Source organism: Ferrimonas sp. YFM, assembly GCF_030296015.1.
In the GTDB taxonomy this organism is placed as follows: Bacteria; Pseudomonadota; Gammaproteobacteria; order Enterobacterales; family Shewanellaceae; genus Ferrimonas.
Map to the genome: position 1 here is coordinate 769,094 of NZ_AP027368.1, position 17,188 is coordinate 786,281.

13 protein-coding genes and 1 riboswitch are annotated in these 17,188 nt (G+C 59.3%); of the genes, 9 read left to right on the forward strand and 4 right to left on the reverse strand.

What is annotated here, in order from left to right; translation table 11 throughout:
* Nucleotides 1-16 precede the first annotated feature (16 nt).
* The 4 genes from QUE41_RS03680 (at nucleotide 17) to QUE41_RS03695 (ending at nucleotide 4,248) form a co-directional block, all read left to right on the forward strand.
* A complete protein-coding gene (locus QUE41_RS03680; protein WP_286341587.1) occupies nucleotides 17-943 on the forward strand; it encodes a porin in 927 nt (308 codons plus the stop codon).
* A 145-nt stretch (nucleotides 944-1,088) separates the two neighbouring features.
* Nucleotides 1,089-1,778, forward strand: a complete 690-nt coding sequence (gene phoB, locus QUE41_RS03685) for a phosphate regulon transcriptional regulator PhoB (protein ID WP_286341588.1) — start codon at nucleotides 1,089-1,091, stop codon at nucleotides 1,776-1,778.
* Nucleotides 1,779-1,872: 94 nt separating this feature from the next.
* Nucleotides 1,873-3,174 carry a phosphate regulon sensor histidine kinase PhoR gene (phoR, locus tag QUE41_RS03690; protein WP_286341589.1) on the forward strand — a complete coding sequence of 434 codons (1,302 nt, stop codon included), beginning with the start codon at nucleotides 1,873-1,875 and terminating at the stop codon, nucleotides 3,172-3,174.
* 102 nt (nucleotides 3,175-3,276) lie between these two features.
* Nucleotides 3,277-4,248, forward strand: a complete 972-nt coding sequence (locus tag QUE41_RS03695; RefSeq protein ID WP_286341590.1) for a PstS family phosphate ABC transporter substrate-binding protein — start codon at nucleotides 3,277-3,279, stop codon at nucleotides 4,246-4,248.
* A gap of 116 nt (nucleotides 4,249-4,364) precedes the next feature.
* On the opposite strand, the gene ppx is transcribed toward QUE41_RS03695, so the two are convergent.
* From ppx to QUE41_RS03710, 3 genes are all read right to left on the reverse strand, one after another.
* Entirely contained in the window at nucleotides 4,365-5,846 is a 1,482-nt protein-coding gene (ppx, locus tag QUE41_RS03700; RefSeq protein WP_286341591.1) for an exopolyphosphatase, read from the reverse strand.
* Complete coding sequence (gene ppk1 / locus QUE41_RS03705) at nucleotides 5,843-7,927, reverse strand: polyphosphate kinase 1 (RefSeq protein WP_286341592.1); 2,085 nt, start codon at nucleotides 7,925-7,927, stop codon at nucleotides 5,843-5,845. Before ppk1 ends, ppx begins: the two co-directional genes overlap by 4 nt.
* Before the next feature lie 82 nt (nucleotides 7,928-8,009).
* Entirely contained in the window at nucleotides 8,010-8,516 is a 507-nt protein-coding gene (locus QUE41_RS03710) for a glycine cleavage system transcriptional repressor (RefSeq protein WP_286341593.1), read from the reverse strand.
* Between the two features lie 114 nt (nucleotides 8,517-8,630).
* Here QUE41_RS03710 and QUE41_RS03715 point away from each other — a divergent pair, with 114 nt between their 5' ends.
* From QUE41_RS03715 to phoU, 4 genes are read left to right on the forward strand one after another with little or no spacing between them, the layout of a single operon-like run.
* Nucleotides 8,631-10,859: an ABC transporter permease subunit gene (locus QUE41_RS03715; protein WP_286341594.1), complete on the forward strand. Its 2,229-nt coding sequence runs from the start codon at nucleotides 8,631-8,633 to the stop codon at nucleotides 10,857-10,859.
* Between the two features lie 17 nt (nucleotides 10,860-10,876).
* Nucleotides 10,877-12,526, forward strand: coding sequence for a phosphate ABC transporter permease PstA (pstA, locus tag QUE41_RS03720; RefSeq protein ID WP_286341595.1), 1,650 nt, complete (start codon nucleotides 10,877-10,879; stop codon nucleotides 12,524-12,526).
* A 15-nt stretch (nucleotides 12,527-12,541) separates the two neighbouring features.
* Nucleotides 12,542-13,360 (forward strand): phosphate ABC transporter ATP-binding protein PstB, encoded by an 819-nt coding sequence (pstB, locus tag QUE41_RS03725; protein ID WP_286342903.1) that lies wholly within the window; start codon nucleotides 12,542-12,544, stop codon nucleotides 13,358-13,360.
* A 12-nt stretch (nucleotides 13,361-13,372) separates the two neighbouring features.
* Nucleotides 13,373-14,080, forward strand: a complete 708-nt coding sequence (gene phoU / locus QUE41_RS03730) for a phosphate signaling complex protein PhoU (protein WP_286341596.1) — start codon at nucleotides 13,373-13,375, stop codon at nucleotides 14,078-14,080.
* Nucleotides 14,081-14,136: 56 nt separating this feature from the next.
* Here the strand turns inward: phoU and QUE41_RS03735 are convergent, their stop codons facing one another.
* Nucleotides 14,137-15,822 carry a bifunctional metallophosphatase/5'-nucleotidase gene (locus QUE41_RS03735; protein ID WP_286341597.1) on the reverse strand — a complete coding sequence of 562 codons (1,686 nt, stop codon included), beginning with the start codon at nucleotides 15,820-15,822 and terminating at the stop codon, nucleotides 14,137-14,139.
* 119 nt (nucleotides 15,823-15,941) lie between these two features.
* A riboswitch (yybP-ykoY riboswitch) is annotated at nucleotides 15,942-16,104 on the forward strand.
* Between the two features lie 11 nt (nucleotides 16,105-16,115).
* On the opposite strand from QUE41_RS03735, the gene QUE41_RS03740 reads away from it, so the two are divergent.
* Complete coding sequence (locus QUE41_RS03740) at nucleotides 16,116-17,096, forward strand: calcium/sodium antiporter (RefSeq protein WP_286341598.1); 981 nt, start codon at nucleotides 16,116-16,118, stop codon at nucleotides 17,094-17,096.
* The last annotated feature ends 92 nt before the right edge of the window (nucleotides 17,097-17,188 follow it).

Genomic DNA, 17,188 nt, shown 5'->3' on the forward strand with positions numbered 1-17,188 from the left:
GACAAGGAAACCTGAGATGAACCTGATCAAACCCACCCTGATTGCCGCCCTGGTTGCCGCTGCTCTGCCTATGACTGCTGCTGCCGCTGACGCCGTGACTGTTTACGGTAAGATGAACGTTACCGTTGACAGCTTCGATGTAGATGGCGAGAGCACCACTGGTGTTCACTCCAACGCTTCTCGTCTGGGTGTTAAGGGTGCTTTTGAGCTGAGCCCCTCTCTGGAAGCTTTCTACACCATCGAGTACGAAGTCGATACCGGTGATGACGTGAAAGAGAACTTCAAAGCTCGTAACCAGTTCGTTGGCCTGCGTGGCGGCTTCGGTGCCATCTCCGTGGGTCGTAACGACACCATGCTGAAGAAATCCCAGGGTAAGGTTGACCTGTTCGGCGACCTGGCTGGCGATATCAAGAACCTGTTCAAAGGTGAAAACCGCATGGAGCAGACCGTGACCTACATGACCCCCTCCCTGGGCGGTTTCAAGTTCGGTGCCACCTATGTTGCTGAAGAGTCTGCCAGCCAGAAGAACGACGACGACGGCTTCTCCCTGGCGGCCATGTACGGCGACGCCAAGCTGAAGAAGTCCCCCTTCTACGCCTCTGTGGCGTACGACACCGACGTGAAAGGCTTCGACAACATCCTGCGTGCCACTGTTCAGGGCAAGATCGGTGACTTCAAACTGGGTGCCATGTACCAGGACCAGGAAGAAGCCGGTAAGGACAGCATCGACGGTTTCATGGTGAGCGGCGCCTACAAGCTGAATGCCGTGACCCTCAAGGCCCAGTTCCAGGACATGGACACCAAGGGTGATTCCATCTCCATCGGCGCTGACTACAAGCTGGGCAAGCCCACCAAGCTGTTTGCCTACTACACCCAGCGTGACCTGGAATCTGCATCCAGCACCGACGACTACATCGGCGTGGGTCTTGAGCACAAATTCTAAGGCAAAAAACGCTTACAGAGTTATCTGCTGAAAAGGGGCCGTAAGGCCCCTTTTTTATTGACTCTTCGTTCAGCTACGTCATATTTCTGTAATAACACTGACCCATACTCTCCTCAGTTCATTCATGATGGAGCATAGCAAGGTAATGACTGCCCGCATCTTAATCGTTGAAGATGAATCAGCCATTCGCGAGATGCTGACTTTTGTTCTGGACCAGCATGGCTTCCAGACCGTCAGCGCGGAAGATTTTGAACAGGGAGTTCAAAAGCTGGTCGAGCCCTTCCCCGATCTGGTCCTGTTGGACTGGATGCTGCCCGGTGGCAGCGGTATTCAGTTGGCCAAGCAGATGCGCAGCCAGGAGCACACCCGCCAGATCCCCATTATCATGCTCACCGCTCGTGGTGAGGAGGAGGACAGGGTGCGGGGTCTGGAGGTGGGGGCCGACGACTACATTACCAAGCCCTTTTCCCCCAAGGAGCTGGTGGCGCGTATCAAGGCGGTGCTTCGCCGCAGTGCGCCCACCCGCCTGGAGGAGGCCATCGAGGTTCGCGGCCTCAAGCTGGACCCGGTCAGCCACAGGGTCAGCGTCGAAGATGAACAGCTGGATATGGGGCCGACGGAGTTTCGTCTGCTGCACTTCTTTATGACCCACCCTGAGCGGGTCTACAGCCGCGAACAACTGCTGGACAACGTTTGGGGAACCAATGTATATGTTGAGGATCGCACCGTGGATGTGCATATCCGTCGGTTGAGGAAGGCGATCCAGGCCAAGGGACATGACGCCCTGATCCAGACGGTTCGGGGTGCCGGATACCGCTTCTCCACCAAGGTGTAGGGCAGAGGCCGTACCCATGACCCATTGCCCTGCGCACCCAGTGTTGCGGCAATGGGTTTTTTCGTTTTCGTACCCTCTGTGTAAGGCAGATTGAATGTTTGAAGAGTATTCCGGCTACCGCCTGGCAGGACGCCTGGCGCTGTGGTTCTCCCTGTGGGCCGTGCTCGGTCTGTTGCTGGATCAGTTTTTGCTGCTTCTCCTGGTGGGGGCCCTGGTTCTGCTGGGGTATCACTATCGCCACCTCTCCCGTCTGGCTCACTGGCTGTGGAAAGATCGCCGTCTGACGCCGCCCCATGGCAGCGGCAGCTGGGAACCGATCTTTAATGGCATCTATCGCCTCCAGGGCAAGAACCGCCGTCGCCGCTCCCAGTTGGCCAGGCTGCTCTCCCGCTTCCGGGAAGGAGCCGAGGCACTGCCCGATGCGGCTGTGGTCATGGGCCATGAGGGCGACATTGCCTGGTGCAACAAGCTGGCTGAGCTGCATCTGGGCATTCACTGGCCCCAGGATTCGGGGCAGCGCATCGACAACCTGATTCGTCACCCCAAGTTTTCCAAGTATCTGCACAGCAACCGCTATGATGATCCCATCGAGATGGTGTCGGCGGCGTCGGACTCCAGATTGCTGGAGATTCGGATCATGGCTTACGGAGACAACCAGAAGCTGCTGCTGGCCCGGGATGTAACCCGCCTGCGTCAGCTCGAGCAGATGCGCCGCGATTTTGTGGCTAACGTATCCCACGAACTCAAGACCCCATTGACCGTGCTCCAGGGTTACCTGGAGATCATGAGCATGATGCCGGCCCAGGACGAGAAACAGGTCAAGGCGATGTCTGACCAGACCTTGCGGATGAAGAGCCTGGTGGATCAGCTGTTGACCCTGTCCAAGATCGAGGTCTCCACCGAAGTGGATCCTGCCCGTCGCATCAGCATGGGCCAGGTGTTGCGCCAGGTCGTCGAGGAGGCGGAAGCGATCTCCAGTGGCCGTCATCAGATCCGATTCGACATCGACGACTCCCTGGATATGTACGGCGATGAGCTGCAGATCCGCAGTGCCTGCGCCAACCTGGTGCAGAACGCGGTGAACTATACGCCGGAAGGTGGCGAGATCCGGGTTCGCTGGTGCCGTCAGGAGGATGTGGCCCGCTTCGAGGTTCAGGACACCGGTGAGGGTATCGCTCCTGAGCACCTGCCCAGGCTGACCGAACGCTTCTACCGGGTGGATAGGGCCCGCTCCCGCCAGACCGGTGGCAGCGGCCTGGGCCTGGCCATAGTGAAACACTCCCTGAATCACCACAACAGTCATCTGGAGATTCAGAGTACCCCGGGAGAGGGCAGTACCTTCGGCTTCTCCATCCCGTCAAACCTGATCGCAGTTCAGGCCCATGAGCGGGCGTAATGTCATCGACCAGTCACTCCATAGTCACATAAGTGTCATCTTCAGAGTCGATACTGAGTGCCGTCACGAAACCTGATTACGGAAGATACCGGAGTAATCCAAATGAAAATCAAACATCTTGCCAGTGCACTGGGCTTTGCCGCAGCTACCCTGTTCGCTTCTGCTACCTCTGCTGCCATCGACCCTGCTCTGCCTGATTACCAGAAGACCAGCGGCGTGTCTGGCAACTTCTCCTCTGTGGGTTCCGACACCCTGGCCAACATGATGACCCTGTGGGCTGAAGAGTTTAAGCGCCTGTACCCCAACGTGAACCCTCAGATCCAGGCCGCCGGTTCCTCTACTGCGCCACCGGCTCTGACCGAAGGGACTTCTCAGTTCGGCCCCATGAGCCGCAAGATGAAGCCTAACGAAGAGGAAGCCTTCGTTAAGCACTACGGCTACAAGCCTACCGCCATCCGCGTTGCCATCGACGCCCTGGCGGTATTCGTCCACAAGGACAACCCAATCGAAGGCCTGACCATCAAGCAGGTTGACGGCATCTTCTCCTCCACCCGCAAGTGTGGTGGTGGTGAGGTATCTCGCTGGGGTGACCTGGGCCTGACCGGCAACTTTGCGGGCAAAGATGTGCAGCTGTATGGCCGTAACTCTGTGTCCGGCACCTACGGTTACTTCAAGAAGAAAGCTCTGTGTAAGGGCGACTTCAAGGCCAGCGTCAACGAGCAGCCTGGTTCCGCTTCCGTAGTACAGTCTGTGTCTACCAGCCTGAACGCCATCGGCTACTCCGGTATCGGTTATAAGACCGCCGGTGTGAAAGCTGTGCCTCTGTCCAAGAAGGGCGGCAAGTACATCGCTGCCACCACCGACAACGCGGCCAACGGCACCTACCCCCTGAGCCGTTACCTGTACGTGTACGTGAACAAGCACCCCAACAAGGACCTGGACCCCATGACTCGCGAATTCCTTAAGTTCGTACTGTCCAAGCAGGGCCAGAGCATTGTTGAGAAGGACGGCTACGTTTCCGTACCTACTACTGTGACCGCTAAGGACCTGGCCAAGGTTGGCGTTAGCCTGTAAACCTTAAGGTTCTTGGAAAAACCCGCCGACAGGCGGGTTTTTTTATGGTTCTGTCTTTTGGGGATGGCAGGATCAAAAAAGGCGCCGACTGGCGCCTTTGGCTTTACTCTGACTGGCTAGCGCCACTCCAGGGCCCAACCCAGCTCCTCGAGATGATGATTCTCCATCTCCAGATCCGTCGCCAGCAGGTCGTCCTCCTTGAGGTTGTCGCCAAAGGTCAGCTTGAGGGTGCGCTTTTTCAGCTCAATTTGAGGCAGAGGGATGTGATGGCGGCGCCCCAGGTGCATCAGCACCGACAGACGCAGGGGCAGCAGCAGGGCCAGGATGGCGTCTTTGTCCATCAACTGCAGCTTTGGGGGTTCGCAATCGGTCAGCTTCTTACGGTGCCAGCGCACCAGAAAGGCCAGCAGCTGCTGTTCCTCCAGGGTGAAGCCGGGCAGGTTGCTGTTGATGAGGATGTACTCGCCGTGCTTGTGGATGCCACGGTAGTTGATCTGCAGCCCGATCTCATGAAGAGCCGCCGCGAAATGCAGCCAGGGGCGGTGCTTCTTGGGACCCAGCTTGGCCTGATGATACAGCTGACTGGCGCTGGCAAAGATTCGCTCGCTGTGGAGCCTGTCCAGCTGGTAGCGTTTCTGCAGGGAGAGGATGGTGCGCTTTTGCACATCCAGGTGCAGTGCCTCATCCGCCAGTTCGCTCAGCACTCCCTCTCTCAGGGCATGCTCGCTGAACTCCATCTGCTGGATCTCCAGCTGGCGGAAGCAGGCGATGAGGATCGCCAGCCCTGAAGGCAGCACCTTGCGCCTGAGCTCCGCCAGATGCTCGAAAGGCAACTGTTCCGTGTGCTCAAACTCCACAATGCGTTTGGCCAGCGTCTCCAGTTGCTCCAGGGTGATCGGCTGGCTGAGATCGCCGTCGTTGACGATGCTGGCGATCGCCTTGATGGTGCCCGAGCAGCCGATGGCCCCATGGAATCCCTGGCGCAGGTAGCGCTGCTGCAGCTTCTCCAGTTGCTGCTCTGCGGCGAGGATCGCTTTGCGCATCCGCTTGGGGGAGATCTTGCTGTCGGTAAAGTAGCGGGACTGATAGCTGACACAGCCCATGTTGAGGCTCTCCATCTGCCTGGGCTCATGGCCCTGACCGATCACCAGCTCGGTGCTGCCGCCGCCGATGTCGATCACCAGGGTAGGGAAGGGCAGGCTTTGATTCTGGCTGACGCCGGTGTAGATAAGCCGGGCCTCCTCCCGGCCGGAGATCACCTCGATGGGGTAATCCAGGATCTCCCTGGCCTGACGGATGAAGTCGCGACGGTTGGGGGCCTGGCGCAGGGCATAGGTGGCGACGATGCGGATCTCATCGAAGCGCATCTCGGTCAGCCGCTGGCTGAATTGCCTCAGGCACTCCAGCCCTCGCTCCATCGACTCCGGGTGGAGGTTGCCCTTGTCGTCTGCGTCCTGGGCCAGCTGCACCCGCTGTTTCATGCGGTGCATGGGCTGGATGCTGCCTTCCAGTGCCCGGGCAATGCCGAGATGGAAGCTGTTTGAGCCCAAATCGATGGCGGCCAGGATGCGGCCCTGGGAGGTCTCTGCTGGTGTCATGTGTTTATCTTCAGTGCCAGTCTCTTTTCATGGTCGAACAGATAGTCGTAGATCGCCATCTGTGAGCGGATTTTCTTCCGGTTTCCACGCTTTACGTAGGGGTTGTTCTGCTCGCGGTTCAGGACCCGGGCCTTGGTGGTGTCTTTGAACTGCAGTGCCAGGATGTCCAGTACTTGCTGTCTTAACAGAGGATCGTATATGGGGCAGCCCACCTCAATGCGGCGGTCGATGTTTCGGGTCATCCAGTCGGCGCTGGAGAGATACACCTTGGGGTCACCGTCATTGTCGAATACCATGATCCTTGGGTGCTCCAGGAAGCGATCGACGATGGAGATGGCCTCGATGTTGTCTGAGGCGCCGGCGACTCCCGGGATCAGTGAGCACATGCCGCGGATGATCAGCCTGACTCTGACGCCGTTTCTGGACGCGTCATAAAGCCTCTTGATCAAGCCACTGTCCACCAGGTTGTTGAGCTTCAGGGTGATGCCGGCGCTCTTTCCTGCCAGTTTGTTCTGAATCTCCCGATCGATGAGGCTGTACAGCTTACGCCTGGCGTCATTGGGGGAGACCATCAGGTGGTTGAAGCGGAACTTCTTGTAGCTGTGTTCGATGAACTCAAACACGTTTTCCACCTCGAAGCAGATCTCTTCGTGACAGGTGAACAGGGCGAAGTCGGTGTAGATCTTGGCGGTTTTTTCGTGAAAGTTGCCTGTCCCTATGTGGGCATAGTTGCGCAGTTCGCCGTTCTCCAGGCGCTTGATGAGGATCAGCTTGGAGTGGATCTTCAGGGTGGGAATACCGAAGTTGATGCGCACGCCGTGATCGGTGAGGAATTTGGCCCAACCTATGTTGGCTTCCTCGTCGAACCTGGCCTGCAGTTCCACCACCACGGAGACATCCTTGCCGTTTTTCACCGCCTCGATCAGTGAATGGACGATCTGGGAGTTCTTCGCCACCCGGTAGATGTTGATTCGGATGGATCGCACCGCAGGATCGAACGCCGCCTGGCGCAGCATCTCGGTCACATGGCTGAAGGCGTGATAGGGATAGTAGAGCAGGATGTCTTTGGCCCGGATTGCCGCAAAGCTGTTGGGATAGGCGGTAAACTGGCTGCTGCGCAGCGCCGGCACCTTGGGGTTTTCCAGGTAGCCCCGCCCCGGATTGGGGAAGGCGATGAAGTCGCGGAAGCTGTGGTAGCGGCCTCCGGGAATCATGGCGTTGGCGGCGGTGATCCCCAGTTTTTGCTGCAGCATTTCCTGCATGGTCTGGGGCATCTCCCTGTCGTAGACGAAGCTCACCGGTTCGGCGGTCAGTCTCTGCTTCAGTCCCGAGGACATCTTTTCCAGCAGACTCATCTCAATCTCGTCGGACAGGTCGTACTCGGCGTCCCGGGTCAGCTTGATGGAGTAGCACTCGACGGTGTCGAACTCGAAGAAGCCGGTGAATACCTCTGCCAAACAGTAACGGATGATGTTGTCCAGCAGGATCAGGGTCTTCTTCTTCTTGCTGCCGGCCGTGGGCAACTGGACGAAGCGGGGCACCTGGGCGGTGGGGACCTCGATCAGGCTGTGGGTGACCTGCTGGCCTTTGCGGATGGCGGTGACCAGATAGGTGGTGCCATCGTTGAGGGTACGGGAGATGTTGGTGTCGTCGGTGATGATCAGCGGCACGATGTGGCGCCGGATCTTGTCCCGGAAGTGCTTTTTCAGCCATTTGCCCTGCTCTGGGGAGAGCTGGGTTTCGTTGACCAGAAAGATGTTGCGGCGGGCGAGATCCAGCAACAGCTGCTTGTAGATCTCATCAAATTTGACTTGTAATTCCAGTACCTTGTCGTTAATGGCCGCCAGCAGGTTGCGGGCACGTTGGCCGCGCCCCTTGGATTCGTCGATGAGGATCTGACGGCGGACGTCCGCCACCCGTACCCGGAAAAACTCATCCTGGTTATTGGAGTAGATGCCAAGGAAGCGGACGCGTTCGATCACCGGAACCTTGGGATCGGCCGCTTCCTGCAGCACCCGCTCGTTAAAGGACAGCCAACTGAGCTCTTTTTCGATATAGGGAAAACTCGTTTGCGCAGACATCTTAGGGTCCTTCTTAAGTGAGTTGCGCACATTCTCTGTCAGAAAAGTGTCATCTTTATGAAACTTAGCAGAGAATTTTCAGTTAGTTGGCGATACGCTCATACTCCACCATCAGGTCGTCACCCAGGGTGAACAGCTCCTGTTCGATTGTGTCAAGACTGGCCTCATCCGGGGCGGCCAACAGGATGTTGAGACGGAACAGCGGCACACCGGTGTGGTTGGCGGTGTCCAGGTCGCTCTCCAGCTGTTCGATGTTGGCGTGATTGGCCTTGAGGATCTGGGTGACCGCAGCGACGATGCCGGGGCGGTCATTGCCGATGACCTCCACCTGAAACTGCAAGCTGGGCTGAGCCTTGGGCGAGACCCGTTGCAGCTCGATACTGAGCTTGGGCACATCCGCCAGCTGGCGCTTCAGTGCCTCGGAGTTCTCCTTGGGCAACTCCATCTCGATGATGCCGGCGTAGCGGTCTCCCACCCGCCGCAGGCTGGCATCCAGCCAGTTGGCGCCGTTGTCCTTGAGGATCTGGGCAAGGGTCTCGGTAATACCAGGGTAATCCTCACCGATTACACTGGCGATCCATTTGTCCATAGGGGCTCCTTAATGCGCTCTTTGTGACTCGGGGTGTAACACTAGTGTCATACAACCGACATATACTCCCCAACAATTTCAGAAACGACTGCTCCCATTTGCTCGAGGATATTGATGGAACAGACGATTGTTGACCGATATCGTGCCAGCAACAGGCGCCTGATCAAGGACAGGCTGGCGAAGTACGGTGTTACCTCCGGCGGCGTCATGGTGCTGATCGCCCTGCTGCTGATCTTCTTTTACCTGCTCTACGTCGTTGCGCCGGTATTCAAGGGAGCCAAGCTGACCCCGGTTTACACCACCAGTGTAAGCGACGGGGCTGCGACGGTTCAGTTGGGGACCGACGAGCAGAAGGAGTATCTTTACCGTATCACGTCCTCGGGCAAGGTACAGTTTTTTTCGTTGGGTTCCAAAGACCTAACTACTGACCTTCAAGTGCCTGTCGCACCTGGCCTCACCGGCACCGGCTCCGCTCGCAGTAACCCAGCTCAGCGCAGCTCGGCACTGGCCTTTGATAATGGTTCAGTGTGGGTGGTTCAGCCTGACTTTGCCATCAGCTACCCCAACGATGTCCGCACTGTGACCCCTCAGCTTCGCTACCCTCTGGGGCAAGAGGCGATTCAACTGAGTGACGGCCTGGCCATCGACCAGCTGGTGTTTGCCTCAGGTGAAGAGGCCAGCACCTTCATCTGGAGCGACACCGAGTCCGATACCCTGAACCTGACCCGCATGGGCGCCGAGGTGGACTTCCTCACCGATGAGGTGGTGTGGACCCGTGAAGATCACCAGTTGCCCCGTCCCGCCGAGCCGGTCAGCAAGATGCTGCTGACCCCGGACCAGCGCAATCTGATGCTGCTGGCGGGCGATCGCATCACCGTCCTCAATGTGGAGGAGGGGGACAACGTCTTCATTGAGCAGGTGTTGGAGCCCGCCGAGAGTGGCGCGCACATCTCTGACATCGAGCTGCTGGCCGGAGCCAGTTCGCTGATGGTGGCCAATGACAACGGCGTCATCTCTCAGTGGTTCCAAGTGCCGGGCAAAGACGGCCGTCGCTTCCAGCGCATCCGTGATTTCGACACCGGCACTGCGGCGGTGTCTCTGGCGTCGGAGTTCTTCCGCAAGAGTTTCGTGGCCGGCACCGACAATGGTGAAGTCCAGCTGTTTTACACCACCAGTGAGAACAAGCTGCTGACCGAATCCCTGGCCAGTGCGCCTGTGGAAGCCATGGCCTTCTCTCCTCGGGGTAATGGCCTGGCGATTCAGTCGGGCGATACCCTGACGTTCGCCGAGCTGGACAACGCCCACCCCGAAGTGTCCTGGAGCGCCCTGTGGACCAAGGTCTGGTATGAGGGCTACCCGGAGCCTCAGTTTGTCTGGCAGTCCACCTCAGGCTCCGATGACTTTGAGGCCAAGCTCAGCCTGATGCCTCTGGCGTTCGGTACCTTGAAGGCGGCCCTGTACGCCATGCTGTTCGCCACCCCTCTGGCGTTGGCCGGCGCCATCTACACCGCCTACTTCATGTCCGGGCGGGTGCGCAGCGTGGTCAAACCGACGGTGGAGATCATGGAGGCCCTGCCTACGGTAATTCTGGGCTTCCTGGCCGGTCTGTGGCTGGCGCCCCTGGTGGAGGACAACCTGCCGGGCATCTTCATGCTGTTGTTCTCCCTGCCGGTCTCCATTTTGCTGGCGGCCTTTGCCTGGAACATGCTGCCCCGCGAGATTCAGAACTCCCGCTTCGGCGAGATGCGTGAGCTGATGTTGATCCCCCTGCTGCTGTTTGTGGGCTGGGCCGCCATTGAGCTCAGCCCGCTAGTGGAAAACGCCTTCATGGGCGGCGACGCCCGCCGCTTCGTGACCAACGAACTGGGCATCACCTTTGACCAGCGCAACGCCCTGGTTGTGGGCATCGCCATGGGTTTTGCGGTGATTCCCACCATCTTCTCCATCGCCGAAGACGCGGTGTTCTCCGTGCCTCGCCATCTGATCAACGGCTCCCTGGCCCTGGGTGCCACCCAGTGGCAGACCCTGGTTCGGGTGGTGATGCTCACCGCCAGCCCAGGCATCTTCTCTGCGGTGATGATGGGTGTGGGCCGGGCCGTAGGTGAAACCATGATCGTGCTGATGGCCACGGGTAACACCCCGCTGATGGAGTGGAACATCTTCGAGGGGATGCGCACCCTGTCCGCCAACATCGCCGTTGAGATGCCGGAATCGGCCATTGGCAGCTCCCACTACCGGGTGCTGTTCCTGACCGCCTTCGTGCTCTTTATCTTCACCTTTATCTTTAACACTCTGGCTGAGTTCATCCGTCAGCGTCTGCGCGACAAGTACAGCTCCCTGTAATGGAAGGTAATAAATCAATGGGTAAGTGGATTAAATCGGGCTCTCCCTGGATCTGGATGACCGCAGGTTCGGTCAGCCTCAGCTTGATTGCGGTACTGGGTCTGTTGCTGATGATCGCCTGGCGTGGCCTGGTCTACTTCTGGCCATCCCCGGTTCATCAGCTGGAGCTGGAAGTGGCCAACGGTCAGGTTGAAACCGTCATCGGTGAGATCTATGACCGGGAGCAGGTGCCGCTGGAGCGCGTGCTGCAGTCGGGCATTGAACTGAAGAGCGACGAAGAGTTTGTCACCCGGTACCTGATTAAGACAGGTAACCGTGAATACGTGCCCCTGGATTTCCGCTGGGTGCTGGAGCCGATGATCCAGTCTGACACCAAGCCGGTGGATGTGGCGGTCTTCGAGCGGAACAAGAACGGCAACTTCTACGGCTTCCCGGTGGAGCTGAGCTTCAACGGTCAGATCTACACCGGTGCCGACATCCATGACCAGCTGTTGCTGGCCATCGACAAGGCCGCCGACATCAACGATGAAGCCCAAGAGCTGCAAAAGGTGGACATCGGCCGCATCAACTATGAGTTGGAGCGTCTGCGCCTGGACCAGCGCAAGCTGGAGCTGAACAACGCCCTGACCGAAGCGGCGATGGCGGACCTGGCCAAGCGTCGTCAGCAGCTGGACGATGAGTACCAGGTGTTGGAGAAGGACCTGTTCGCCCTGCGCGACCAGGCCGCCGAAGATTATGTGGTGGTCCGTGACATGCGCGGTGAGCGTGTCACCCTGCCCATGGACAGCGTGCTGGATGTGGCCTTCCCCAACGAACTGGGCTTTGGCGGTAAGGTGGCCCACTGGATGCATGCCATCGCCAAGTTCGTCAGCGACGATCCCCGTGAAGCCAACACCGAGGGCGGGGTGTTCCCGGCCATCTTCGGTACCGTATTCATGGTGTTGCTGATGGCGGTGATCGTGACCCCATTCGGCGTGATTGCCGCGGTCTACCTGCACGAGTACGCGGCCAAGAACGCCCTGACCAAGCTGATTCGCATCGCGGTGATCAACCTGGCTGGCGTACCCTCCATCGTTTACGGGGTATTTGGCCTGGGCTTCTTCGTCTACATGGTGGGCGGCTCCCTGGATGACCTGTTCTATCCCGAGGCGTTGCCGAACCCCACCTTTGGTACGCCCGGGGTGATCTGGTCCGCCCTGACCCTGGCGATTTTGACCCTGCCGGTGGTGATCGTCTCCACCGAAGAGGGCCTGTCCCGTATCCCGTCAGCGGTCCGTCACGGCTCCCTGGCCCTGGGTGCCACCAAGGCGGAAACCCTGTGGCGCATCGTGATTCCCATGGCCAGCCCGGCAATCATGACCGGCCTGATTCTGGCCGTGGCCCGAGCCGCCGGTGAGGTTGCCCCTCTGATGCTGGTGGGTGTGGTGAAGCTGGCGTCCACCCTGCCGGTGGACGGCAACTGGCCATACATCCATCTGGATCGTAAATTTATGCATCTGGGCTTCCACATCTATGATGTCGGTTTCCAGAGCCCTAACGTGGAAGCGGCGCGTCCGCTGGTATACGCCACCTCGTTCCTGCTGGTCAGCGTGATTGTTGCCCTGAACCTGACCGCCATTGGCGTACGTAACCACCTTCGTGAAAAATTCCGTTCCTTGGAACACTAAGCCGAGATGACCAAGATGATTGCTATTGAAACCCTGAACAAATCCTCGGCGCCGCTGGATCTGAAACAGCTGTCGCCTGAGATGACCGCGTTTGACATCAACAACCTGGATCTCTTCTATGGTGACAAGCAGGCCCTGTCCGGCATTACCATGAAGATTCCCCGCAACCAGGTGACCGCCTTCATCGGCCCCTCAGGTTGCGGCAAGTCGACTCTGCTGCGCTGCCTGAACCGGATGAATGATTTGGTGGACAGCTGCCGGGTTGAGGGAAAGATCCTGCTCAACAACGATGACATTTACGGCAAGCATGTGGATGTGGCGTCGCTGCGCCGCAACGTGGGCATGGTGTTCCAGCGTCCCAACCCCTTCCCCAAGTCCATCTATGAAAACGTGGTCTACGGCCTGCGCCTGCAGGGGGTGAACAACCGCCGTGAACTGGATGATGCGGTAGAGCGTGCCCTCAAGGGCGCCGCCCTGTGGGATGAGGTGAAGGACCGTCTGCACGACAACGCCTTTGGCCTCTCCGGTGGTCAGCAGCAGCGTCTGGTGATCGCCCGCGCCATCGCCATTCAGCCTGAAGTACTGCTGCTGGATGAGCCCACCTCGGCCCTGGACCCCATCTCCACCCTGACCATTGAGGAGCTGATTCACACCCTCAAGGACCAGTTCACCGTGGTGATCGTGACCCACAACATGCAGCAGGCGGCTCGCGTATCCGATCAGACCGCCTTCATGTATATGGGTGAGCTGATCGAGTACAGTGACACCAACACCCTGTTTACCACGCCAGCTAAGAAAAAGACCGAAGACTACATTACCGGTCGTTACGGATAAGGATCAGAGCCGATGGACAACAACAACCTGGGAAGACACATCTCCGGCCAGTTCAATGTGGAGCTGGAGGATGTTCGCAGCCAAGTGATGGCCATGGGCGGCTTGCTGGAGCAGCAGCTGAACGATGCCCTGGAGGCCCTGCAAAGTGGCGACGGTGAACTGGCCCGCAAAGTGGTGAGCGCTGATCGTAAGATCAACTCCATGGAGGTGAACATTGACGAGGAGTGCGCCCGCATCATCGCCAAGCGCCAGCCCGCCGCCTCCGATCTGCGCCTTATCCTGGCCATCTCCAAGACCACCGCCGATCTGGAGCGCATTGGTGATGCCTGTGTGCGTGTGGCCAAGGCGGTAATCGACAACAACGAAGGCAACCGCAAGGGTCTGCTGGTCTCCATGGAGGCCATGGGCCGTCACTCCGCCCGCATGTTGCACGATACCCTGGACGCCTTTGCCCGAATGGACATCGACGCCGCGTTCCGCCTGCACAAGGAGGATCGCAAGCTGGACAAGGAGTTCGAAGCGGTATTCCGTCAGCTGATGACCTTTATGATGGAGGACCCGCGCTCCATCCCAGGCATCCTGGATGTGATGTGGGCCGCCCGCGCCCTGGAGCGCATCGGTGATCGCTGTCAGAACATCTGTGAGTACGTTATCTACTTCGTTAAGGGGAAGGACGTGCGCCACATGGACACCGAGGATATGGAAGACCTGTTGGGCTAACCCAGAGGTGTTTGACACAGAGAAAGCCGGGCCCAGTGCCCGGCTTTTTTCTTTTCCTAACCCAGAACCTTGAGCTGGCGCCAGTGAGCGATCACCGCCTCGGCGATGGTCAGCCCCAGTTCCTGGGGCGGCTGCGGGAGTCGTGCCAGGGGGTAGTAGCCCTCCTTGCCGGCGGCGGTGTAGCCGGTGGAGACCCCGTAGTAGAAGGCGTCGGGCTGAACCGGCTGCCATTGCCCGTCTCTGTCTAATTGCAGATCCCGAATCCGTTCCCCCATAGGGGCATCGGCCTGATAGTGGAAGCGCAGGCCGGCGGCATAGGGGTAACTGCCGGTGCCTGTCCCCACTACGCCGTTGTTGGTGGCGTTGTTGATGGCGGACTCCAGGGTGTCCGCCAGCTCCTGACCGGTGAGGCGATAACGCTCGACACCGATGGCGAAGGGGGCCAGGGTGCCGGCGATCCAGCCGGCGCTCACCTCTCCCTGGGGGATGGAGGATCGGGTGCCGCCGGCGTTGTGCAGGCCGAAGTCGGTCTCCAGACCCAGTTCCCTGGCCTGCCAGCGCATCGCGTGTGCCAGCAGCGGCGCCACCTCACTGCCGCCCTTGTCATCGGGAATGCGGATATGGCGCAGATCCCGCTGAGCCAGGGCGATCTTCTGTCGCTCAAACTCCAGGATCTTGGGACGATAGTGCTCTTCGATGAGTCGGTGCACCTTGGGATCCGGCGTCACCTGCCATAGGTTGTCCTGAGCTTCCAGGTAGGCCCAGGCCTGCTCATCTTCGGGCGGGGTCAGAGGTGTCTGGCCCCCCGAGTCGCGGCTGAGGCTGTGTCCCAGCAGCAGCAAGTTGCCTCCGTCCACTCGGTCCAGGCTGCCGTCGGCGTTAAGATCCAGTTTCAGCTGGCCGAGGAACAGGGCGTTGCAGCCGGCCTGGACCACGGCGGTGCCATTGATCACCACCCCGTAATGGTCGCGACCGCCGAGACCCAGGTTGTCGAAGTGGCCCTGGAGGGTGTGGGTGTGGCCGCCGATGATCGCCGCCACCTGATCCAGCTGCTCGGCCAGCATCAGGTCTCTGTCGTAGCCCAGGTGACTGAGCAGGATGATCTTGTTGATTCCCTCCCGGCGGATGGCGGCCACCGTGTCTCGGGCGGTGGTGAGGCAGTCAAGGAACAGGGTGTCCGGATCGGCGCAGGCCAGTTCCGGCATGTTATCCGGGGAGAGGCCGAACAGGGCCACGGGCTCGCCACCTAGATGACGCACCAGGTAGCGACCATGGCCGGCGTCCTTGTCGAAGTCGTAGAGCCCGGGTTTGCCCCGCATGGGGTTCTCCTTGGAGGACTCCTCCTGACTGAGGTCCATGTTGGCGCTGAGCATGGGGAACTGAATGTGGTCGAGGAAGGCGGACAGGGGCGGGTTGCCCAGGTCGAACTCATGGTTGCCCAGAGCCATGGCATCCAGATCCAACTGGTTGTTGAGCACCGCATTCATCTTGCCCTTGAAGTGGGCGAAGTAGAGCGAACCCTGAAAACAGTCACCGGCGTGCACCAGCAGCAAGTGCCGATTCTCTTCAACGGCGTCGGATTTGGCCCTGTCCACGGCACTGCACAGGCGGGCATAACCGCCACATTCGGCAAAAAGTTCGCCCAGACCCGGCAGGGTCAGTTTGAGCCGGCTGGCGTCGAAGTGTGAGTGGGTGTCATTCAGGTGGGCCAGGGTCAGGCTCAGGGGGCGGTGTGCGGTCATCTTACTCTGTGGTGCGGGTAGTGAGGCCCACCAGTGTAGCACTTTCCGCCAGCGTCATTATGACAGAAACCAATTCATGCTGGCGTTGGCATGGGAACTGCCTTTATACTGTCCGCCGACTTCGGGGGAGTAATCGCCCTGCAAAAGCAGGGGGCAACATCAACATCCTCGGCCATTCGGCTGTGGTGTTGCCGGCGGGGCTCAGGCCTTAGCTTGGTGAGACTCGAACGCGCCATCTCCGGCGAGGGCAGGGGAGGGTTCGTTCGTGTGTATCTGCCCTCTGAGTTGTATCTATGTCTTCATTACTGCTTCCCATACTCGCCGTTCTCGGCGGTTTCCTGGTGCTGACCGTCAGTGCCGACCGATTGATTGCGTCCGCCGCGACCCTGGCACGTCACTTCGGCCTCTCCATTGTATTTATCGGCATGACCATAGTGGCCTTTGGTACCTCGGCCCCCGAACTGTTGGTGAGCGCCGTGGCAGCGGCCAACGGAGCCGATGGCCTCTCGGTGGGTAATGCCATCGGATCCAACATCATCAATACCGGACTGGTGCTCGGGATCTGTGCCCTGGTGACGCCACTGATGATCAGCCGCCGCTTCCTCAAGCGGGAGTTTCCCATCCTGCTGCTGGTGATGACCTATGCCGCCCTGGTGTTGATGGGCGGATCCCTGGGTTGGCCCCAGGGGCTGGCCCTGCTGGGGGCGATGATCGCCTACGGCCTCTACCTGGGGCGCAGCCACAACAGCGAGGAGGAGCTGGAGGTGGAGTTCCTCAGCATCGGCAAGGGGCGCGCCATGGCGGAGACCGGGCTGATGCTGGTCCTGCTGCTGTCCAGCTCCCAGGTGATGGTGTGGGGCAGTGTCGAACTGGCGCGGGCCTTTGGGGTCAGCGAGTTGGTGATTGGCCTGACGGTGATCGCCTTTGGCACCAGCCTGCCAGAACTGGCGGCGGCGGTGGCTGGGGTGCGTCGGGGTCTGTATGACATGACCCTGGCCACCGTGGTGGGCTCCAACATCTTCAACCTGCTCGGGGTATTGGCGTTTCCCGGGTTGATCGGGGGCGGCATGACCCTGCCGGAGCAGGTGATGGCCAGGGATGTGCCGGCGATGTTTGCCCTGACCCTGATCCCAGGCTTGTTCTTCCTGCTGGCCCGTTACCGTCATGGCCGGGCACCCTATATTCCCATGAACCGCTTGGCCGGGGCTCTCTTGCTTATTGGCTTTGCCGGTTACATGGGTCTACTGACGCTGGAAGTGTTGTCAAAAGCGTAAAAAAATTGATCAATTCAGTCAGTTGAAACTTGGTCGATAGATGAGCTGTGATATGCTCAGGAAAGTTGCAAGTATGCAGATTTCCAAGGGTA

Bases quoted from the DNA above. Each gene is read 5' to 3' on its own strand.
- QUE41_RS03680 (WP_286341587.1), top strand. From the start codon at position 17: ATGAACCTGATCAAACCCACCCTGATTGCCGCCCTGGTTGCCGCTGCT.
- phoB (WP_286341588.1), top strand. From the start codon at position 1,089: ATGACTGCCCGCATCTTAATCGTTGAAGATGAATCAGCCATTCGCGAG.
- phoR (WP_286341589.1), top strand. From the start codon at position 1,873: ATGTTTGAAGAGTATTCCGGCTACCGCCTGGCAGGACGCCTGGCGCTG.
- QUE41_RS03695 (WP_286341590.1), top strand. From the start codon at position 3,277: ATGAAAATCAAACATCTTGCCAGTGCACTGGGCTTTGCCGCAGCTACC.
- ppx (WP_286341591.1), bottom strand. From the start codon at position 5,846: ATGACACCAGCAGAGACCTCCCAGGGCCGCATCCTGGCCGCCATCGAT.
- ppk1 (WP_286341592.1), bottom strand. From the start codon at position 7,927: ATGTCTGCGCAAACGAGTTTTCCCTATATCGAAAAAGAGCTCAGTTGG.
- QUE41_RS03710 (WP_286341593.1), bottom strand. From the start codon at position 8,516: ATGGACAAATGGATCGCCAGTGTAATCGGTGAGGATTACCCTGGTATT.
- QUE41_RS03715 (WP_286341594.1), top strand. From the start codon at position 8,631: ATGGAACAGACGATTGTTGACCGATATCGTGCCAGCAACAGGCGCCTG.
- pstA (WP_286341595.1), top strand. From the start codon at position 10,877: ATGGGTAAGTGGATTAAATCGGGCTCTCCCTGGATCTGGATGACCGCA.
- pstB (WP_286342903.1), top strand. From the start codon at position 12,542: ATGATTGCTATTGAAACCCTGAACAAATCCTCGGCGCCGCTGGATCTG.
- phoU (WP_286341596.1), top strand. From the start codon at position 13,373: ATGGACAACAACAACCTGGGAAGACACATCTCCGGCCAGTTCAATGTG.
- QUE41_RS03735 (WP_286341597.1), bottom strand. From the start codon at position 15,822: ATGACCGCACACCGCCCCCTGAGCCTGACCCTGGCCCACCTGAATGAC.
- QUE41_RS03740 (WP_286341598.1), top strand. From the start codon at position 16,116: ATGTCTTCATTACTGCTTCCCATACTCGCCGTTCTCGGCGGTTTCCTG.